The following is an 18,377-nucleotide window of genomic DNA, read 5'->3' as shown; positions in this document are numbered from 1 at the left end:
CAAGTCGATGCGCCATACCCGTTTCAAACCCGCCCGCCGTCAAGGCGGGTTCACCTTGCTGGAAATGCTCGCAGTAATCGTGCTGCTGGGCATCGTCGCCACCATCGTGGTGCGCCAGGTGGGCGGTAACGTCGACAAGGGCAAATACGGCGCAGGCAAGGCGCAACTGGCCAGCCTGAGCATGAAGATCGAGAGCTACGGCCTGGACGTCGGTTCGCCGCCCAACAGCTTGCAGCAACTGGTCGACAAGCCCGGCAACACCGCCGGCTGGGCCGGGCCATACGCCAAACCTTCAGACCTCAAGGACCCGTTCGGCCATGCCTTTGGCTACCGCTTTCCGGGTGAACATGGCGCCTTCGACCTGATCTTCTACGGTCAGGACGGCCAGCCCGGCGGCGAAGGCTACAGCGCCGACCTGGGCAACTGGGAATAATGCCTGCCCTCCAACGTGGTTTTACCCTGCTGGAAATGCTGGTGGTGATCATCTTGATCAGCATCGCCGCCGGGTTGGTGGGATTTGGCCTGCAACAGGGCCTGCAGGTTGCCAAAGAGCGCCAGGCGGTCGGGCAGATCGTCGATGCCTTGCGCAGCACGCGGGCGCGGGCCGTTATCGGCGGCGTGCCGGCCAAAACCGTATTTGACTTGGCTCACCTGAGCTTCCAGGCGCCGGGACGACCTGCCAGGCACTGGCCGGCCGACCTGCACGTGACCCTGCACACCGCCGAGCATGCAGGCTCGGCAGTGGAGTTTTACCCCGACGGCAGTTCCACCGGCGGCAACCTCTTGTTGGCCAATGGCACGCGGCGTTGGCGCATCGATATTGGCTGGCTGACGGGCAGCGTGCAGTCCGAGGCAGTGCGATGAATCGCCAGTCGGGTTTTACCTTGTTGGAGATGCTCGCCGCACTGACCCTTATGGCGATCTGCAGCACGGTGTTGCTGGTCGCATTCGGCCAGAGCGCGCGCGCGTTGTTGCAGGTGGCCCACAGCGACCGTCTGACCCATGCCGCGTTGAGCGTGATGGATCAGGAAGCGTCGGGCCCGCTGTCCAGCGGCACACGCCAGGGACACCTGGACGAGGGTATCGATTGGCAACTGACCATCGCCCAGCAGCCGACCGGTATCGGTCAGCCGCGCTTGTTTCGGCTCGACCTGACCGTCAGCGAGGCCCGGCGCCAGGCGCGGTTCAGCACCTTGAAGCTGCGCGCCGCCACCGACGGGGCCGGCCTGTGAATCAGCGTCAACAGGGCTTTACCTTATTGGAAATCCTGGTTGTGCTCGGCTTGCTGGGCGTGTTGCTGGTGCTGGTGGGCGGCGCGTTGCTGGGCGCCAACCGCGCCGTGCTCAAGGCCCAGCGCTACACCGTCAGCCTGGATGAAATGCGCGCCGCCCAACAGTTCCTGCGCACAACCATCAGCGAGGCGCTGCCCCTGGACGTGACCGAGGACGACAGCCAGACCAACGGCTTTTTCGTCGGCTCTGCCCAGCGCCTGCAATTCGTCGCGACCTTGCCGGGCGTGCTCGGCGGCGGCATCCAGCGCTTCACCTTGCAGTTGGCGGAGCGCCAGTTGCAGGTGGCGTTCGCGCGGTTTGAGTCCAGTGCCCAGGTGAGTGTGCCGGCCACCCGCAGTGAACCGCAGGTGTTGCTGAGGAACGTCGAGACCCTGCAATTCAGCTATCGCGGCGTGTCGCCCAAGGGCCAGGCCACGGGCTGGATCAATGACTGGCCGTGGACCAAGCGCCTGCCGTACGCGGTGCGCATTGCGGCGCGGGTCAACGGGCCGGTGCCGTGGGTGACCCAGGTGGTCGCCCTGCGGCTGAATCTCTCCAGTGCGGGGGCAGGCGAATGAAGCACCAGCGCGGCGTTGCACTGCTGCTGGTGCTGTGGGTGCTGGCGTTGCTCAGTCTGCTGCTGGGCGGCCTGGCCGGTTGGGTGCAGTTGGAGACTCGCCAGGCCCTGTGGCATCGCCAGCACACCCAGGCGCTGCTGGCGGCGGAGGCGGGCGTGGCGTTGGCCCTGCAGGCGCTGGCCGATCCCTTGCAGCGTAAACAGTGGATTGCCGATGGCCGGGAAATACCCCTGGTATTTGATGACGCGCAGTTGCAGGTGAGCCTGCACAGCGAGCGCGGCAAGTTGTATTTGAACAGCGCCGAGCCCACCGATTTTGCCCGCCTGGCCCTGGCCTGCGGCGCCACCCAGGCTCAGGCCAACCGGCTGGCCAAGGACCTGGAGGCGCGGCGCAACGAAGGCCTGGCACCGTTCCGGGTGGTGGAGGAAGTGCGGCAATTGCCTGGCATGACCCAGGCGCTGTACAGCCGGCTCGCTCCGGAAATCAGCCTGTGGAGTGGCCTGGACCGGCCCGATCCCGCCTTCGCCAGCCCGTTGATGCGCCACGCCCTGGACCTGCCACGGCAGAGCGCGGTGGGCGCCGACCCCGGTGACGTGCTGGTGATCGACAGCCGCGCGCAACGCCCCGGCGGTTACCACGCCCGGTTACGCACCACCGTGTTATTGAGCCCATCGGAGGGAAGCGCACAACCTTATCGGGTGCTGCGTTGGCAAGAATGAATCCAGACTTTTCAGCGCCCGTGGCGCGCCTTCAACAGCTGGCAGCACCGCTCACCCGGCGCTGGCACGGCAGTTTGCTGCAATTGGGCTGGCGGCTGTGGCTCAAGGAGCTGCGTGGCTGCCTGCCGGCGTGGCTGTCGCTCCACGACATCCCCGAGCACCGCTACCACTGGCCCTTGACCGAGCCGGTGGCCAAGCCCCCCGGCGAAGTGCGCCAGGTGTTGGTGCTTGCGCCGTCGGCGGTGCTGCTGCAAACCTTGCAGTTGCCCCTGGCGGCGGCGCGCAACCTGTCGACGGTGGTGGGTTACGAGCTGGACCGCTTTACCCCGTTCGAGGCCGGGCAGTTGTACTTCGTGGCCCGTCAGGAGCGGCGCACCGCCACGCACGTGCAGGTGACCCTGGTGGCGATCCTGCGAGCGCGTCTGGACCAGATCCTGGTGGACTGCGCCGGCCTCGGCTTGCAGCCCCACGCGGTGGATGTGAACGCAATGGGCATCGATTTGCTGCCGGCTCCGCTCCGCCCCCGCCAGCGCCCGGCCGGGAAGGGCTTGCAACGCAGCTTGCCGTGGCTGTGCGGCGCGTTGCTGATTGCGGCGATGCTGCTGTGGCTCAACGACCGCCAGCGGGTGCTCGACGTCATGCATGAGCAGGTGCAGCAGCAAAAAGCCCAGGTCGCGGAGAACCAGCGCCTGCGCCAGCAATTGCTCAACACCCGTGGCGCCGCGCAGTACCTGATTCGCCGCAAGTCGGCACAACCGCCGCTGGCTGCACTGCTCAATGAACTGACCGCGTGCCTGCCCGTCGACACCTGGATCGACCAGTTGGACGTCAACCACGGCGCCGACGTTTCCTTCTCCGGGCAGAGCGCCAAGGCGAGTGCCTTGATCACCCGGATCAAGGCCTGTCACAGCCTCGAAAACGCCCAGTTCGAAGGGGTGATCCAACCCGATGCGCAAACCGGCAAGGATCAGTTTTCCTTGAGCGCCCACTTGCACCAGGAGGCCGCCGATGCGCCGACCACTGACACCCCGTGAACGTCGCGGCGCGGCCTTGCTGGTGCTGGCGCTGGTGCTCGGCAGCGCTTACTGGCTGCTGATCGACAGCTGGTTCGCCGGGCCATTGCGTGCCATGGGCGAGCAAGCCGAACAGCTGCGCGAACGACAGCAACGCTACGCCGGACTGCTGCACCAGGGCGCCGCCTTGCGCGAGCAACTGGAGCAAGCCCGCCAGGACCCGGCCAGCAGCACCAGCCTGTTGCCCGGGGATGACCCCAGCGCCGTGGCGGCCGACCTGATGCAGCGCATCGCCGACCTGATCAGCCGCCGCGCCAGCCTCGGCGGCGGGTGCAGCCTGACCCAGCGCATGCCCATCACCCCGGAGCAGGACGACACCGAGCCCTATCGCCAGGTAAAAGTCAGCCTGACCCTCAACTGCGCCATCGAGCCCCTGACCGCAATCCTGCATGAACTGGAGTACCAGCGGCCGTTCCTGTTCGTGGATGAAATGAGCATCCGTCGCGGGCCGAATGCCCCGGCCAGCGGTGGCGCCGGAAAGCTGGTGGTGCACCTGCTGGTGCGCGGTTATCTGCAACCGGCAATCGCCACGCAGGCCCGCCGATGATCAATGCATTGCGCCCGCTGGAGTGGGGCTTGCTCGGTGTGGCCGGGCTGCTGGGCCTGCTGATGGTGGGCATCCTGAGCAGCATCGGCGATGCGCCGCAGTGGCTGGATGAGTCTGCCGGCACAGCGCGCGCCACTGCCTCGGCCAAGGTGCTTGTCGCCCCGAGCGCGACCCTGGAAAGCCTCGCCGGCACCTGGCAGGCGCCGCTGTTCAGCCCCGACCGCAGCCCCGATGCCGCCGTTGGCCAGGCCGAGATTTCCAGCCTGTCGAGCCTGAAGCTCAGCGGTGTGCTGCTGGACGGCGACCTGCGGGTCGCGCTGTTCACGCGAGCGGAAGGCCCGCCACTCAAAGTCCATCAGGGCCAGACCTTGCCCAATGGCTGGCGCCTGGAACACCTGACACCGTTGCACGCCCGTTTTGTGCTGGATGGATGCACGCAGGTCCTGAGCCTCAGTGTCCCGCGTTTGCCGCCGCCGTCCACCACGCCACCGATTTCCCTTCCTCACGAGCCCGCCCCTTGATCGATACTTGCCCCGGCGCCTTGCGCACCACTGTGTTTTGCCTGGCCACTGCCGTCTCCCTGGGCGGCTGTGGGTCACTCCCCGATCACCTCGACCCGGACGACGCCTTGCTTCACGAGGCGATGCAGGGCACTGGCTCACAACGACCGCCCGTGGACCCGGCCAGCGAGCCGCCTGCTGCTGACAGTCGCCAATCCCGGACGCCCACGCCGCCCCAGCGCCAGTTGATTCGCGGCAACCAGCAGTTTGTGCGCCAGCCCGCGCCCGCGCCGGCGCCTGCGGTCAAGGATGAGGCCAGTGGCGACATCGTGTTCAACTTCGCCGACCAGCCGATTGAAGCGGTGATCAACAGCGTGATGGGCGACCTGTTGCACGAGAACTACAGCATTGCCCAGGGCGTGAAGGGCAACGTGAGCTTTTCCACCTCAAAACCGGTGAACAAGCAGCAGGCGTTGTCGATCCTCGAAACCCTGCTGTCGTGGACCGATAACGCAATGATCCGCCAGGGCCAGCGCTACGTGATCCTGCCGGCCAACCAGGCCGTGGCGGGCAAGCTGGTGCCGGAAATGAGCGTGTCCCAGCCTTCCAGCGGGCTCTCGGCGCGGCTGTTTCCGCTGCGCTATATCTCGGCCACGGAAATGCAGAAACTGCTCAAGCCGTTCGCCCGGGAAAACGCGTTCCTGCTGGTGGACCCGGCGCGCAATGTGCTGAGCCTGGCCGGCACGCCGGATGAGTTGGCCAACTACCAGGACACCATCGACACCTTTGACGTCGACTGGCTCAAAGGCATGTCGGTGGGGGTGTTCGGTTTGCAACGGGCCTCGGTGGCCGAGTTGATGCCCGAACTGCAGAAAATGTTCGGCCCCGACAGCGGCATGCCCCTGGCGGGCATGGTGCGGTTTTTGCCGATTGAGCGGACCAACTCGGTGGTGGCGATCTCGTCCCAGCCGCAGTACCTCAGCGAAGTCGGCGACTGGATTCACACCATCGACGAAGGCGGCGGCAACGAACCGCAGATGTACGTCTACGACGTGCGCAACATGAAGGCCACCGACCTCGCCAAGTACCTGCGGCAAATCTACGGCACCGGCGCGATCAAGGACGACACCCCGGCCAAGGTGGCGCCGGGGTTGCGCACCGCAACCTTGTCGTCACTCAACACCGGTGGCAGCACCCCGGGTGGCCTGGACAACAGCGGCAATAACCCGCCCGCCAAAGAGGCTGAAGACCCGGCCCCGGCCGCCAGCGAAGACAGTGACGGTGCGGAGCAGGGCGCGGCCACCAAAAGCCTCGACGCCGGCACCCGGATCACCGCGCAAAAAAGCAGTAACCAGTTGCTGGTGCGCACCCGCCCCGTGCAGTGGAAGGAAATCGAGTCGGCGATCAAGCGCCTCGACAACCCGCCGCTGCAAGTGCAGATCGAGACGCGCATCCTCGAAGTCAAACTCACCGGCGAGCTGGACCTCGGGGTGCAATGGTACCTGGGGCGGCTGGCGGGCAATTCCACCAGCACCACGGTAGCCAACACCCCCGGCAGCCAGGGCGCGCTGGGCGGTGGCGGGGCGGGGTTGGGCGCCGATTCGCTGTTCTATTCCTTCGTCAGCTCCAACCTGCAAGTGGCCTTGCACGCCCTGGAAACCAATGGCCGCACCCAAGTGCTGTCGGCGCCGTCGCTGGTGGTGATGAACAACCAGCCGGCGCAGATCCAGGTGGGCGACAACATCCCCATCAGCCAGACCACGGTCAACACCGGCAACTCCGACACCACGTTGAGCAGCGTCGAATACGTGCAGACCGGGGTGATTCTGGACGTGGTGCCGCGCATCAACCCGGGCGGCCTGGTGTATATGGACATTCAGCAGCAGGTCAGCGACGCCGAGAACCCGACCACCAACAGCAGCGATACGCCCAACAACCCGCGGATCTCCACGCGCTCGGTGTCGACCCAGGTGGCGGTGCAAAGCGGCCAGACCGTGTTGCTCGGCGGGCTGATCAAGCAGGACAACGCCGAGAGTGTCAGCGCCGTGCCCTACCTGGGGAAAATCCCCGGGCTGCGCTGGTTGTTTGGCAACACCAGCAAATCAAAAGACCGCACCGAATTGATCGTGCTGATCACGCCCCGGGTGATTACCAGCAGCGGCCAGTCGCGGCAGGTGACGGATGACTACCGCCAGCAGATGCAGCTGTTGCGACCGGCCAACTAAGGGTGTGTCAGCCCTTGCGTTGCAGGGTGTGATAGCCCAGCGCTGCCCGCGCTTCGCGCAGCGATTTGCCTTCATCCAGCAGCGCCCGGATACGCGCTTCCACCGCTTCAATCGAGCGCGCGCAGGCCGCCACTTCATGGGCGCGCTCGCGGGGCACGATCACCACGCCGTTGGCATCGGCGACCACGATGTCCCGGGCGCATACGCGGGCCTGGCCGATGGAAACGGGCTGGTTCACCGACGCCACTTCAACCCGGTCCTTGCCGGTGCGCATGAACCGGCCCTTGGTGAACAACGGGTAGCCGTCGCCCAGCGCCTTGCTCACGTCGCGGCACACGCCATCGATCACGGTCGCGGCGATCCGCTGGCTGCCGGCGTACTGGGTCATGATGTCGCCCCACACGGTGCAGTCGGTGCGCCCGTCATTGTCGATCACCACCACATCGCCTTCGGCCACGTCATCGACAAAGTCGCCGACGGTGCCCGGCGGGGTGCTGGCGCTGACGTAGCGCACGGTGAAGGCCGGGCCGACCACCACCTGGCGATAGTTGTCCAGGGGCATGATCCCCAGGCATTGGCCGGGCAGGCCGAGTTTGTCCAGGGCGTCGGACACGCCCGGGGTGTCCAGGCCTGCAAACAGGGCAACCAATTCTTGGTCTTGGGGCGACATGGGTAACTCCTTGTGGTGGTGACAAATCAGTTCGGGTGGGGGGAGGCCGGGCGCGGCTCGGCGATGGTCAGCAAGATGATGAAGCTGATGAACGAGCCGATCGCCAGCCAGGCGAACACGTAGTTCCAGCCGTAGTTGTCCAGCAGCAGGCCGGTGATGAAGGGCGTTGCAGCGGCGCCGAGCTGGCCGATCATGTTCACGATGGCGTTGGAGATCGGGAAGGTCTTCTTGGTGGTCAGGCCCATCGGGTAGACCATGTAGGAGGAGAAGCCGAGGCTCAACACCACGCCGGTCAGCATCAGCAGCAAGCCATAGGGCAGGGGCTCGGCCGGTGAGTTGATCAGCAGGTACATCATCAACGAGGTACCGACCGCCGACAGCAGCATGCCCGGCTTGCGGCGCCCGCCCATCAGGCGGTCGGAGCACCAGCCACCCAGCAGGTTGCCCAGCACCGCACCCACCCAGGGCGCTGCCGAGACCAGGCCCATGTTCATGATCGAGAACTGCTTGACCGTCATCAGGTAGGTCGGGATCCATGCCAGCAGCACGCTGGAGACGCCGAGCTGGAAGCAATAGCTGGTGGCGCAGCCCCAGACGTTCCAGGATTTGAACACCTCGCGGTTGGTTTCCAGGCGCTTTTCATCGCGGGTGCGAATCATCCGGTCGAGCTTTTCCACCCAGGCCGGGGTCTTGTGCACGCGGGCGGTCTGGGTGATTGCCGTGTCTTCGACGATGTACTGGAGTTCGGCTTGATTGACGAAGCGGCTGCGGGACGGGTGGTCGGCGACCAGGAAGTACCAGACCACTGCCAGCACGATGCCGGGGATGGCAAAGAAGTAGAAAATCTCGCGCCAGCCCCACACCGAAATGATCACGGCACACAGCGGCGGCACGATCACCGGCCCGAACTTCACCGCCGAGAGAAAGATCCCCGACGCAGTACCTTTTTCCCGCGCCGGAAACCAGTTGTTGATGGTGGTGGTCATGCTGATGGGCAACGGGCCCTCGGCGACGCCCAGCCCCAGGCGATAGAGTTTCAGCGCCAGCAGTGAGCTGGCGGTGCCCACCAGGCCGGTCAGCAACGAGGTCAGCACCATGGCTCCCGGGAGGATGCGGCTCACGCCAAAGCGGCCGAAGGCAAAGCCCGAAGGCAGTTGCGCCAGGGCGTAAGCCAGCAGGAACAGGCTGACGAGACCGCCGGCCTGGGCGTTGCTCATTTCAAATTCCTGGCGAATAAACGGCAGCGCCACGCCGAGATTGGCCCGGTCGGCCGCGGCCACCGTGTAGATCAGGAAAATCAGCGCCGCAACCACCCAGCGGTATTGGCTGCGCACAGCGGGTTTTATGACTTCAGGCATAGACATGGGGCGGACCTTGTTGTTGTGAGTGTTGTCCTGTTCGGCCCTAATCTTATGAAGGGCCGAACGCCACCATTAGCGATATTTATTTATGTGAATTCATCACTTTTCCTCTTCAGTCAGCAGGCTGCTGCAGAAGCCGCGGATTGCCTCGCACGCCTGGCGCAACGAGGCATCATCCAGGGCATAGGCGATGCGAAGGTACGGCCCCAGGCCAAAGGCGCTGCCGTGGACCACGGCCACATTGGCCTCATCGAGCAGCGCCAGGGCCACCTCTTCATCGCTGTGCAGCACGCGCCCGCCCGCCGAGGTACGCCCGATCAGCGCCGCGCAGGAGGCAAACGCATAAAACGCGCCGGCGGGGCGGATGCACCCCAGGCCCGGGGTGTCGTTCAGCAGGTCGACCATCAAATCCCGACGCGCCTGGAACGCCACGCGGCTGTCGCGGATGAAGTCCTTGGGGCCTTCCAGTGCAGCGAGGGCCGCCTGTTGCGAGATCGAGCAGGCGCCGGAGGTTTGCTGGCCTTGCAGCTTTTCCATGGCCTCCAGCAACCAGCGCGGCCCGGTGGCGAAACCGATGCGCCAACCGGTCATGGCGTAGGCCTTGGACACACCGTTCATGGTCAATGTGCGCGATGCCAGCTGCGGTTCAACCTGGGCCAGGGTGTGAAATGGCTGGCCGTCGAAGATCAGGTGCTCGTAGATGTCATCGGCGAGGATCAGCACCTGCGGGTAGGCCAACAACACCGCTGCGAGTGCCCGCAACTCGTCCTCGCTGTACACCGCACCCGTCGGGTTGGAGGGCGAATTGAGGATCAGCCAGCGGGTCTGCGGGGTGATCGCCGTGGCCAGCGCCTCGGCTGTCAGCTTGAACCCACTGTCGGCCCCACAGGTGACGATGCGCGCTTCGCCGCCGCACAGCTGCACCATCTCCGGGTAGCTGACCCAGTACGGCGCGGGCACGATCACCTCGTCGCCGTCGTTGAGGGTGGCCGCCAGGGCGTTGTAGATCACCTGTTTGCCGCCGTTGCACACGAGGGTATCCTGCCAGGACACGTCCAGGCCGTTTTCACGCCGGAACTTCGCCGCCACCGCTTCGCGCAGGGCGCGGGCACCCGCCACCTGGGTGTAGCGGGTATGGCCGTTTTCAATGGCCTGGATCGCGGCTTCGCGGATGTGCGCCGGCGTATCGAAATCCGGCTCGCCGGCGCACAGCGAGATGATCTGTGCACCTTGCGCCCGGCGTTCTGCCACGCGGTCCATGATGCGATAGGTGGCAGACGGTTGCGCGCTGGCCAGGCGCGGGTTGAGCCGCTGGATATCGGGGCTCATTGGGTGATCGCCTCGAACTGTGCGTCGTGCATCACCTCGACCACCGAGCGCCCGCTGCGCACCGCCTGCACCATGCCGTCCTGGCGGCGGGCGATGCGCTCGCCGAGGTCCAGGACCTTTTCGATCATCGCCTGGGGCACGAACACCGTGCCGCACACATCGGCGATCACATAGTCGTCCTCGCTGACGCTGACGCCCGCAACGCTGAGGGGCACGCCGGCATCGAGCTGCACCACGCGGTTGCGTGCGCTGATCATGGTCACGCCGCGCCCGTACACCGGGTAGCCGATGGCCTCGCTACCGTCGATATCACGGCTGAACCCGTCGATCACCGTGCCGCGTATGTGTTTGCGCGACGCCGCGTTGGCGATGATGTCGCCCCAGCAGGAAATGCCCTCGATGCCGCCGGCAATCACCAGCACCCGGTCGCGGCTCTCCACCTGTTCGATCACCGGCGTGATCAGGTGCACCGTGGGGGCCGCGTCGGACTTGGGGCCGAGCAATACGGTACTGGCGCGACCGACGATCTTCGGGCAGTTCCACAGCGGGCGCAGGCCTACGGTAGCACCGGGCAGGCCGAGGAAGTCGAGGGCGTCGGACACGGTGTTGGTGTCCAGTGCGGCCAGGCGGTCGAGCAAGTGGTCAGCGGTCATGGGCAAGCCTCGGGTGACGGAGGCGGCCAGTGTCAGCGAGTCGCTTTGATAGGTATATTACGAAGTACAGAAGCCTTGCATACGCTTAACCTATGGATAAAACCATGATCAACTTTCGCCTGATTCGTCACCTCTGGCTGTTCCTCGCGGTGGCCGAAGAGCAGAACTTCGGCCGCGCCGCCAAGCGCCTTGGCATGTCCCAGCCGCCTCTGAGCGAGCAGATCCAGGTGCTGGAGCAGGCGCTCAAGGTCAAACTGTTCGACCGCTCGCGACGCGGGGCCCAGTTGACCCCGGTGGGCGCGGCGATCCTGCCGGCGGTGCGCAAGTTCGCCGAGCAACTGGAGCGCCTGGAGCTTGCGGTGGAGGAAGCGGTGGCGGGGCAGTCGGGGATGTTGACCATTGGCGCGATCTCCACGGCGATGTTCGATGTGTTGCCCGGCCTGATCGAACAACTGAAACTCGATTACCCCCAGCTCACGGTGTCGGTGCGGGAAATCGACAGCGTCGAGGCGCTGCCGGCGCTGGAAGCGGGGGACATCGACCTGGCCTTCGCCCGTCTGGACGGCGACCTGGGCGCCTCGGTGCAGTCGCTGCCGCTGACGGAAGACCGGTTGGTGGTGGCCTTGCCGACCGATCACCCATTGGCGAGCCGCACGCGCATCAGCCTGTCGAGCCTGGCCAATGAACCGTTGGTGATGTTCTCGCGCAATGTCAGCCCGGTGTATTTCGACAACCTGATCGCCACCTGCCGCGCCAGCGGTTTTTCCCCACGGGTGCTGCATGAGGTGCGTTCGGTGGCCTCGCAGATCGCCTTTGTCAGCTATGGGCAGGGCATTGCGCTGGTGCCGGCGTCGCTGAAAAAACTGGCCCCGGCCAATGTGGTGTTTCGCGGGTTGAGCCAGAAACTCAATGTCGTCACCACGGCCATCGCCTGGAACACCCAGCGCCCTAACCCGGTGGTGGAGGCGGTGATCGCGCGGTTTCGCTAAGGGTTGCGCTGGCTCAGGTACTCGAACAGCTTTGCTGCTTCCGGTGCCAACTGCGCCTGGCTGCTGACCCCGACAAACAGGGTGCGCTGCGCCCAGTCGTCGTCCAGTTCCACCGCGATCAACCGGCTGCCCAGCAATTCGTCACGCACCGATGACAACGGCAGGATACCGATGCCCAGCCCGGCTTCGATCATCCGGCAGATCCCGTCGAAACTGCTGACCTGGATCCGCACCTTGAGCACCTTGCCGGCGCTCGCGGCGGCGTCGGTGATCCGGCGCAGCAGCGAGCTGCCCTGATTCAGGGCCACGTAGTCAAAACCCAGGGTGTCGCTGAAAGAAACGCAGCGCTGCGCCGCCAGCGCATGGCCCACAGGCACCAGCAACACCAGCCGGTCTTCACGGTACGGCAGCTTGTACAGCCCCTCGGCCGGGACGTTATCGGCAAAGATCCCGATATCGGCGCGGCCACTTTCCACCGCCTGGATGATCGGCTCGCTGAGGGCTTCTTCCAGGCCGATGCGCACGTGGGGGTTGTCCCGCAGGAACGCCGCCAGGTCGTCCGGCAGGAACTGCACCACCGCCGACGTGTTGGCGAACAGCCGCACATGCCCGCGCACCCCCACCGCGTAGTCACTGGCGTCGCAGGCCATGCGGTTGACGCCTTCCAGGATGATTTTTGCGTGTCCAACCATGCCTTGTCCCGCCGCCGTCAGCTCCAGCCCCCGTGGCAGGCGCACGAACAGCGGGCATTCGGTGGTGCGCTCCAGTTCGGCCAGGCGCTTGCTGGCGGCCGAGACGGTCATGTTGGCCTTTTCCGCGGCGCGGGTGAGGTTGGCGGTTTCGGCGGCGAAGATCAGCAAGCGCAGGGACAGCAGGTCGAAATGCAGGGGATTGATCATCAAGGGAGTCCGAGGGTTTCCAATCTGGAAAGGATAGTGGCGAAATCCGAAATTTTCATCCGCCCGGTTTGTGTCGATTATCCAGGGCACACGCACTCAACAAGAACGGAAAACGTCATGGGCTTACCGCTGCAAGGTCTCAAGGTCGTGGAGCTGGGTCAACTGATTGCCGGACCCTTTGCCGCCAAGATGCTCGGCGAATTCGGCGCCGAGGTGGTCAAGATCGAACCGCCGGTGACCGGCGACCCGCTGCGCAAATGGCGACTGCTGCACGACGGCACGTCTGTATGGTGGGCCGCGCAATCACGCAATAAACGCTCGCTGACCCTTGATTTGCGCCAGGCCGAGGCCCAGCAGGTGGTGCGCCAACTGGTGGCCGACGCCGATGTGCTGATCGAAAATTTCCGCCCCGGCACCCTGGAAAGCTGGGGCCTGGGCTGGGACACGCTGCATGCGCTGAACCCTAAGTTGATCATGCTGCGGGTCTCCGGCTACGGCCAGACCGGCCCTTATCGGGACCGACCCGGCTTCGGCGTGATCGGCGAAGCCATGGGCGGCCTGCGCCACCTGTCCGGCGAGCCGGGGCGTACGCCGGTGCGAGTGGGCGTTTCCATTGGCGACTCGCTATCGGCGTTGCACGGGGTGATCGGCATCCTGCTGGCCCTGCGGCACCGCGACCAGAACGGCGGCGAAGGCCAGCAGATCGACGTGGCGCTGTACGAGTCGGTGTTCAACATGATGGAAAGCCTGTTGCCCGAATACTCGGTGTTCAACGCCGTGCGCGAACCCGCCGGCAGCAGCTTGCCGGGCATTGCGCCGACCAATGCGTACCGTTGCCGCGACGGCGGTTTTGCGTTGATCGCGGGCAATGGCGACAGCATCTATCAGCGCCTGATGGAGGTCATCGGTCGACCCGACCTGGCCGCCGACCCGGCGCTGGCGCAGAACGACGGCCGGGTGTTGCAGGTTGAACGCATCGACGCCGCCATCTCCCAATGGACCGCACACCTGCCGCTGGAAGAAGTGCTGTCGATCCTCACCGAAGCGCGCATCCCCGCCGGCAAGATCTACACCGCCGCCGACATCGCCCACGACCCGCATTACCGGGCCCGCGACATGCTCCTCGACAGCGTGCTTGGCGACGGCACGCCGGTGACCTTGCCCGGCATCGTGCCCAAGCTGGGCACCACCCCGGGCCGCGTCATGCACCCGGCGCCCACCCTGGGCCAGCACACCACCGAGATCCTCGACGGCCTCGGCATCGCCCCCGCGCAGCAAGCCGACTGGCGCCAGCGCGGCATTATTTGAACCGGAGGAACAGCCATGCAACGCCTGTTTTTGCAGGAAGTCGCCACCCGTGACGGCTTCCAGAACGAAGCACGGTTTATCGAGACCGCCGACAAGATCGCCATGATCGACGCCCTCAGCCAGTGCGGTTTCGCCAAGATCGAAGTCACCTCGTTTACCTCGCCCAAGGCCATCACCGCGTTGCGGGATGCCGAAGCGGTGATGCACGGCATCCGCCGCAACCCCGCAGTGGAGTACACCGTGCTGGTGCCCAACGTGCGTGGCGCCGAGCGGGCGCTGGCGTGCAACATTGATGAAGCCAACCTGGTGATGTCGGTCAGCGAACCCCACAACCGCTCCAACCTGCGCATGAGCCGCGAGCAGTCGTTCGCTCAACTGCGCGAAGTGTTCAGCGTGATCGGCGCCAAGGGCCCGGTGGCGATCAATGTGTCGCTGTCGACGGTGTTTGGCTGCCCGATGCAGGGCGATGTACCGGTGGGGGAGGTGCTGCATTGGGTCGAGCGCTTCGCGGAATTGGGTGCCCGTGGCGTGACCTTGTGCGACACCACTGGCATGGCCTACCCGAGCCAGGTCGAGGCGCTGTCCCGGGCTGTGCGTGAGCGGTTCCCGGCGCTGCAACTGACCCTGCATTTTCACAATACCCGTGGCATGGCCCTGGCCAACGCCCTGGCGGCCATCGACGCCGGGGTTGACCGCTTCGATTCATCACTCGGCGGCCTCGGCGGTTGCCCCTACGCGCCGGGTGCCAGCGGCAATGTGTGCACCGAAGACCTGCTGCACATGCTGCAACTGATGGGCTTCAGCACCGGCGTCGACCTCGACCGCGTGCTGGCCGTTGCCCGGCAACTGCCCGACCTGATCGGCCACGAGATTCCCAGCCAGGTCCTCAAGGCCGGCAAACGCCTGGACCTGCACCCGATTCCCGCCCATGTCGCCCGCCTGGAAAAGCAGGTGGCCAACACCCTGGAGCTGCGCCCATGATCGACCATCTTGACCACCTGGTACTCACCACCCTCGACCCGGTTGCCGCCGAGGATTTCTACGTGCGCGTGCTGGGCATGCAGGTGCAGACCTTCGCCGGCGGGCGCAAGGCGTTCGCCTTCGGCCAGCAGAAAATCAACCTGCACGTGCGCGGCCACGAGTTCGAACCCAAGGCGCACTTGCCGGTGCCGGGGGCGCTGGATTTGTGTTTTATCGCCTCGGTTCCACTGGATCAGGTGATTGCGCACCTGGCCAGGGTCGAGTGGCCAATCATCGAAGGCCCGGTGATGCGCACGGGCGCCACCGGGCCGATCCGCTCGGTGTATGTGCGCGACCCGGACCTCAACCTGATCGAGATTTCCGAGCAGGTACAGCCATGAACGTGGTGTTCCTCGACAGCGACAGCCTGCCCCTGAACATTCCCGCGCCGGCCTGGGTCACTGACTGGCAAGACCGCCCCGATACGCCTGCTGATCAAGTGGTGGACGTGTCCCGGCATGCCCACGTGCTGATCACCAACAAGGTGCGCATTGGCCGCGTCGAACTGGAACAACTGCCGAACCTGCGCTTCATCTGCGTCGCGGCCACCGGCTACGACTGCATCGACCTGGCCGCCTGCCGCGACTTCGGCGTGACGGTGTCCAACGTGCCGGCGTATTCGGCGCAAAGCGTTGCCGAATCGGTAATCGCCTCGATCTTCGCCCTGCGCCGGCAGCTGTTTGCCTACCAGCGTGCGGCCCGGCAGGACTGGCCGGACTCGCGACACTTTTGCGTGCACCGCGCGCCGATCCAGGATGTGCAAGGCAGCGTGCTGGGCATCTTCGGCAAAGGCGCGATTGGCCTGGCCACGGCGCGCCTGGCAAGTTCGTTGGGCATGCGCCTGCTGTTTGCTGAACACCGGGGCGTGACGTCGGTGCGCCAGGGTTACCAATCGTTTGAAACCGTGCTGGCGCAAAGCGACGTGATTTCCCTGCATTGCCCGCTGACCGAGCGCACCCGTCACCTGATAGGCGCTGCTGAATGTGCACAGATGAAACCCGGCGCCTTGCTGATCAACACCGCACGCGGGCCGCTGGTGGATGAGTCCGCCGTGCTCGCGGCACTGGAGCGCGGCCGCCTGGGTGGCACCGCGCTGGATGTGCTGTGCCAGGAACCGCCGCCGGCCGATCACCCCTTGCTCAACAGCCCGCATCCCAACCTGATCGTCACGCCCCACGTGGCCTGGGCCAGCCAGAGCAGCCTGCAACGGCTGGCCGACGGCATCCTCGGCAACCTTCAGGGTTACCACAGCGGGAGCCTGATCAACGTCGTGTCGTAGAGGTTTCACCCTCCCACAACAAGGTCCACTCATGAAAACAATAACAAGCATGATTTCGGAAAAATCCCCGTCACGCCTGCGCCGCGTACTGCGCCACCTGTATGTGCAGGTGCTGCTGGCGATCCTGCTGGGCATCATCGTCGGGCACTTTTACCCTGGCGTTGGCGAACAGATGAAGCCCCTGGGCGACACGTTCATCAAGCTGATCAAGATGCTGATTGCCCCGATCATCTTCTGCACCGTGGTCAGCGGCATCGCCAGCATGCAGAGCCTCAAGCGCATCGGCCGGGTCGGCTTCAAGTCGCTGCTGTACTTCGAAGTGCTCACGACCCTGGCGCTGGTGATCGGCCTGATCGGCGTCAACCTGATGCAGCCCGGCGCGGGGATGCACATCAACCCGGCGACCCTTGATGGCCAGGCAGTTGCCGGCTACAGCAAGCTGGCCCATGAGCAGAGTGTGGTGGGGTTCCTTACGCATATCGTGCCGAGCACGGTGTTTGGGGCGTTTGCCGAGGGCGATATCCTGCAGGTGCTGTTTATTTCCATCCTGTTTGCGTTCGCCTTGCAGATGCTGGGGGCGGCGGGCAAGCCGTTGCTGAGCCTGATTGATCTGGTGGCCCAGGCGTTTTTTCGCATGGTCAAGATTGTCATGTATGTGTCGCCGCTGGGGGCGTTTGGGGGGATGGCGTTTACCATCGGCAAGTATGGTGTGGGGTCGTTGGGGGCCTATGGGAACTTGCTGATTTGCTACTACGTGACGGCGGTTTTCTTTGTGTTTGTGGTGTTGAACCTGGTGGCGCGGTTGGCCGGGTTCAGTCTGTGGCAGTTTCTCAAGTACATTCGTGATGAGTTGTTCCTGGTGCTTGGGACATCGTCTTCGGAGTCGGCGTTGCCGCGGTTGATGGGCAAGCTTGAGCGCCTGGGGTGTGAGAAATCGGTGGTGGGGTTGGTGGTGCCGTCGGGGTACTGTTTCAACCTGGATGGCAGTTGCATCAACATGACGGTGCTGGCGATTTTCATTGCCCAGGCGTTGGATATTCCCCTCGACCTTTGGCACCAGGTCACGTTGTTGCTGATTTTGCTGCTGACTTCCAAGGGTGCTGCCAGTGTGACGGGTGGGGCGTTTATTACGTTGGCGGCGACGCTGGGCAGCCTGGATGTGATTCCGGCGGCGGGGTTGGTGTTGGTGCTTGGGGTTTATCGGTTTATTTCTGAGGGTGGGGCGTTGATTAATGTGATTGGCAATGGGGTGGCGACGCTGTTTATTGCCAAGTGGGAAGGGGCGTTGGATGAGGGGAAGCTGGCGGCGCAGTTGCGGGATGGGTGTGGTAGGGAGGGGCGGGTGTGATTGGGTGTATATCCGTTTGTTAGGTAACGGCCACTTATGGTTTCGCTCTTACAGCGACTCACTTTGGAAAAGCCCCAAAGTAAGCAAAGGGCTCTGCCCCGCCTGTCGGCGCCTCGCCTAGGCTCGGCGTTCCCTCACTCCGGCGATGCTCCGCGGGCCGCCGCGATGGGCCATCCTTGGCCCAGCGCGGCTAAACCGGCGTCCTGCCGGTTTACCCGCTCCGCACCACCTGCGTTCGGCCTCGGGCTGAATGGGGCAGTCAGAGCCAGATCAAGATCAAAAGCAAGAGCACAGCGGCCTACAGGCCGGCTTGAGTGGTAGAAGCCAGATCAAAAGCCAAAGCCAAATCTGAAACTGATGCAGCTCTGCTTTTCTGTGGGAGCTGGCTTGCCTGCGATGCAGACAACTCGGTCTCTCAGGTACACCGAGGTGAGGCCATCGCAGGCAAGCCAGCTCCCACATTTGACCGTGCCCGCTGTAGATTTTGATCTTGATGTTGCCTTTGCTTCACACCACTCAAGCCGGCCTGTAGGCCGCTGTGCTGTTGATCTGCTTTTGATCTTGATCTTAGGCGCCCCGTTAAACCACGCTGGCCGAACGCAGGTAGT

The 18,377-nt window shown here is 64.7% G+C and carries 20 protein-coding genes; 15 read left to right on the top strand and 5 right to left on the bottom strand.

The genetic code is table 11. The features are described 5' to 3' along the window. Positions 1–7 precede the first annotated feature (7 nt). From gspG to gspD, 9 genes are read left to right on the top strand one after another with little or no spacing between them, the layout of a single operon-like run. Entirely contained in the window at positions 8–433 is a 426-nt protein-coding gene (gspG, locus tag P3C29_RS29225) for a type II secretion system major pseudopilin GspG (protein WP_201122922.1), read from the top strand. Further along, positions 433–864: a type II secretion system protein gene (locus P3C29_RS29220; protein ID WP_275966082.1), complete on the top strand. Its 432-nt coding sequence runs from the start codon at positions 433–435 to the stop codon at positions 862–864. Before gspG ends, P3C29_RS29220 begins: the two co-directional genes overlap by 1 nt. Further along, positions 861–1,232, top strand: coding sequence for a type II secretion system protein (locus P3C29_RS29215; RefSeq protein WP_275966081.1), 372 nt, complete (start codon positions 861–863; stop codon positions 1,230–1,232). Before P3C29_RS29220 ends, P3C29_RS29215 begins: the two co-directional genes overlap by 4 nt. Continuing rightward, the gene (locus tag P3C29_RS29210; RefSeq protein ID WP_275966080.1) at positions 1,229–1,849 is read left to right on the top strand and encodes a prepilin-type N-terminal cleavage/methylation domain-containing protein; all 621 of its coding nucleotides are present in this window, start codon (positions 1,229–1,231) and stop codon (positions 1,847–1,849) included. The genes P3C29_RS29215 and P3C29_RS29210 overlap by 4 nt, the downstream gene beginning before the upstream one ends. Next, on the top strand, positions 1,846–2,568 hold the full coding sequence (locus tag P3C29_RS29205; RefSeq protein WP_275966079.1) for a type II secretion system protein GspK: 723 nt from the start codon (positions 1,846–1,848) through the stop codon (positions 2,566–2,568). The genes P3C29_RS29210 and P3C29_RS29205 overlap by 4 nt, the downstream gene beginning before the upstream one ends. Next, a complete protein-coding gene (locus P3C29_RS29200; protein WP_275966078.1) occupies positions 2,565–3,602 on the top strand; it encodes a PilN domain-containing protein in 1,038 nt (345 codons plus the stop codon). The genes P3C29_RS29205 and P3C29_RS29200 overlap by 4 nt, the downstream gene beginning before the upstream one ends. Next, positions 3,577–4,188 (top strand): type II secretion system protein GspM, encoded by a 612-nt coding sequence (gspM, locus tag P3C29_RS29195; protein WP_275966077.1) that lies wholly within the window; start codon positions 3,577–3,579, stop codon positions 4,186–4,188. Before P3C29_RS29200 ends, gspM begins: the two co-directional genes overlap by 26 nt. Further along, the gene (locus P3C29_RS29190) at positions 4,185–4,709 is read left to right on the top strand and encodes a general secretion pathway protein GspN (RefSeq protein WP_275966076.1); all 525 of its coding nucleotides are present in this window, start codon (positions 4,185–4,187) and stop codon (positions 4,707–4,709) included. Before gspM ends, P3C29_RS29190 begins: the two co-directional genes overlap by 4 nt. Further along, positions 4,706–6,913 (top strand): type II secretion system secretin GspD, encoded by a 2,208-nt coding sequence (gspD, locus tag P3C29_RS29185; protein WP_275966075.1) that lies wholly within the window; start codon positions 4,706–4,708, stop codon positions 6,911–6,913. The genes P3C29_RS29190 and gspD overlap by 4 nt, the downstream gene beginning before the upstream one ends. Before the next feature lie 7 nt (positions 6,914–6,920). Here the strand turns inward: gspD and P3C29_RS29180 are convergent, their stop codons facing one another. From P3C29_RS29180 to P3C29_RS29165, 4 genes are all read right to left on the bottom strand, one after another. Continuing rightward, positions 6,921–7,583: an RraA family protein gene (locus P3C29_RS29180; RefSeq protein WP_010175397.1), complete on the bottom strand. Its 663-nt coding sequence runs from the start codon at positions 7,581–7,583 to the stop codon at positions 6,921–6,923. Between the two features lie 26 nt (positions 7,584–7,609). Beyond that, positions 7,610–8,947, bottom strand: coding sequence for an MFS transporter (locus P3C29_RS29175; RefSeq protein ID WP_275966074.1), 1,338 nt, complete (start codon positions 8,945–8,947; stop codon positions 7,610–7,612). 96 nt (positions 8,948–9,043) lie between these two features. Continuing rightward, on the bottom strand, positions 9,044–10,273 hold the full coding sequence (locus P3C29_RS29170; protein ID WP_275966073.1) for a pyridoxal phosphate-dependent aminotransferase: 1,230 nt from the start codon (positions 10,271–10,273) through the stop codon (positions 9,044–9,046). Beyond that, positions 10,270–10,926: an RraA family protein gene (locus P3C29_RS29165; protein WP_275966072.1), complete on the bottom strand. Its 657-nt coding sequence runs from the start codon at positions 10,924–10,926 to the stop codon at positions 10,270–10,272. The genes P3C29_RS29170 and P3C29_RS29165 overlap by 4 nt, the downstream gene beginning before the upstream one ends. Before the next feature lie 104 nt (positions 10,927–11,030). Here P3C29_RS29165 and P3C29_RS29160 point away from each other — a divergent pair, with 104 nt between their 5' ends. After that, positions 11,031–11,915 carry a LysR family transcriptional regulator gene (locus P3C29_RS29160; protein ID WP_201122945.1) on the top strand — a complete coding sequence of 295 codons (885 nt, stop codon included), beginning with the start codon at positions 11,031–11,033 and terminating at the stop codon, positions 11,913–11,915. Here P3C29_RS29160 and P3C29_RS29155 read toward each other — a convergent pair. Further along, positions 11,912–12,814, bottom strand: a complete 903-nt coding sequence (locus P3C29_RS29155; protein WP_201122947.1) for a LysR family transcriptional regulator — start codon at positions 12,812–12,814, stop codon at positions 11,912–11,914. The two genes, P3C29_RS29160 and P3C29_RS29155, sit on opposite strands and share 4 nt — an antisense overlap. A gap of 117 nt (positions 12,815–12,931) precedes the next feature. Here P3C29_RS29155 and P3C29_RS29150 point away from each other — a divergent pair, with 117 nt between their 5' ends. From P3C29_RS29150 to dctA, 5 genes are read left to right on the top strand one after another with little or no spacing between them, the layout of a single operon-like run. Beyond that, positions 12,932–14,122: a CoA transferase gene (locus tag P3C29_RS29150; RefSeq protein ID WP_201122948.1), complete on the top strand. Its 1,191-nt coding sequence runs from the start codon at positions 12,932–12,934 to the stop codon at positions 14,120–14,122. Positions 14,123–14,137: 15 nt separating this feature from the next. After that, complete coding sequence (locus P3C29_RS29145; RefSeq protein WP_275966071.1) at positions 14,138–15,103, top strand: hydroxymethylglutaryl-CoA lyase; 966 nt, start codon at positions 14,138–14,140, stop codon at positions 15,101–15,103. After that, positions 15,100–15,483 (top strand): VOC family protein, encoded by a 384-nt coding sequence (locus P3C29_RS29140; protein ID WP_275966070.1) that lies wholly within the window; start codon positions 15,100–15,102, stop codon positions 15,481–15,483. The genes P3C29_RS29145 and P3C29_RS29140 overlap by 4 nt, the downstream gene beginning before the upstream one ends. Beyond that, a complete protein-coding gene (locus tag P3C29_RS29135) occupies positions 15,480–16,421 on the top strand; it encodes a D-2-hydroxyacid dehydrogenase (protein WP_275966069.1) in 942 nt (313 codons plus the stop codon). The genes P3C29_RS29140 and P3C29_RS29135 overlap by 4 nt, the downstream gene beginning before the upstream one ends. A 49-nt stretch (positions 16,422–16,470) precedes the next feature. Then, on the top strand, positions 16,471–17,769 hold the full coding sequence (gene dctA, locus P3C29_RS29130; RefSeq protein ID WP_275966094.1) for a C4-dicarboxylate transporter DctA: 1,299 nt from the start codon (positions 16,471–16,473) through the stop codon (positions 17,767–17,769). Positions 17,770–18,377 lie beyond the last annotated feature (608 nt).

Origin of the sequence: Pseudomonas sp. 1912-s, assembly GCF_029269205.1 — a bacterium.
GTDB lineage: Bacteria > Pseudomonadota > Gammaproteobacteria > Pseudomonadales > Pseudomonadaceae > Aquipseudomonas.
The sequence above is the reverse complement of the archived record's forward strand: the minus strand, read 5'-3'. Positions and strand labels throughout refer to the sequence as shown.

What these genes read in the sequence shown, in the direction of transcription:
- P3C29_RS29135 (WP_275966069.1), top strand. Translation starts at nt 15,480, where the DNA reads ATGAACGTGGTGTTCCTCGACAGCGACAGCCTGCCCCTGAACATTCCC.
- P3C29_RS29175 (WP_275966074.1), bottom strand. Translation starts at nt 8,947, where the DNA reads ATGTCTATGCCTGAAGTCATAAAACCCGCTGTGCGCAGCCAATACCGC.
- P3C29_RS29160 (WP_201122945.1), top strand. Translation starts at nt 11,031, where the DNA reads ATGATCAACTTTCGCCTGATTCGTCACCTCTGGCTGTTCCTCGCGGTG.
- P3C29_RS29145 (WP_275966071.1), top strand. Translation starts at nt 14,138, where the DNA reads ATGCAACGCCTGTTTTTGCAGGAAGTCGCCACCCGTGACGGCTTCCAG.
- P3C29_RS29180 (WP_010175397.1), bottom strand. Translation starts at nt 7,583, where the DNA reads ATGTCGCCCCAAGACCAAGAATTGGTTGCCCTGTTTGCAGGCCTGGAC.
- P3C29_RS29165 (WP_275966072.1), bottom strand. Translation starts at nt 10,926, where the DNA reads ATGACCGCTGACCACTTGCTCGACCGCCTGGCCGCACTGGACACCAAC.
- dctA (WP_275966094.1), top strand. Translation starts at nt 16,471, where the DNA reads ATGATTTCGGAAAAATCCCCGTCACGCCTGCGCCGCGTACTGCGCCAC.
- P3C29_RS29205 (WP_275966079.1), top strand. Translation starts at nt 1,846, where the DNA reads ATGAAGCACCAGCGCGGCGTTGCACTGCTGCTGGTGCTGTGGGTGCTG.
- P3C29_RS29215 (WP_275966081.1), top strand. Translation starts at nt 861, where the DNA reads ATGAATCGCCAGTCGGGTTTTACCTTGTTGGAGATGCTCGCCGCACTG.
- P3C29_RS29220 (WP_275966082.1), top strand. Translation starts at nt 433, where the DNA reads ATGCCTGCCCTCCAACGTGGTTTTACCCTGCTGGAAATGCTGGTGGTG.
- P3C29_RS29140 (WP_275966070.1), top strand. Translation starts at nt 15,100, where the DNA reads ATGATCGACCATCTTGACCACCTGGTACTCACCACCCTCGACCCGGTT.
- gspM (WP_275966077.1), top strand. Translation starts at nt 3,577, where the DNA reads ATGCGCCGACCACTGACACCCCGTGAACGTCGCGGCGCGGCCTTGCTG.
- P3C29_RS29150 (WP_201122948.1), top strand. Translation starts at nt 12,932, where the DNA reads ATGGGCTTACCGCTGCAAGGTCTCAAGGTCGTGGAGCTGGGTCAACTG.
- gspG (WP_201122922.1), top strand. Translation starts at nt 8, where the DNA reads ATGCGCCATACCCGTTTCAAACCCGCCCGCCGTCAAGGCGGGTTCACC.
- P3C29_RS29200 (WP_275966078.1), top strand. Translation starts at nt 2,565, where the DNA reads ATGAATCCAGACTTTTCAGCGCCCGTGGCGCGCCTTCAACAGCTGGCA.
- P3C29_RS29190 (WP_275966076.1), top strand. Translation starts at nt 4,185, where the DNA reads ATGATCAATGCATTGCGCCCGCTGGAGTGGGGCTTGCTCGGTGTGGCC.
- P3C29_RS29170 (WP_275966073.1), bottom strand. Translation starts at nt 10,273, where the DNA reads ATGAGCCCCGATATCCAGCGGCTCAACCCGCGCCTGGCCAGCGCGCAA.
- P3C29_RS29155 (WP_201122947.1), bottom strand. Translation starts at nt 12,814, where the DNA reads ATGATCAATCCCCTGCATTTCGACCTGCTGTCCCTGCGCTTGCTGATC.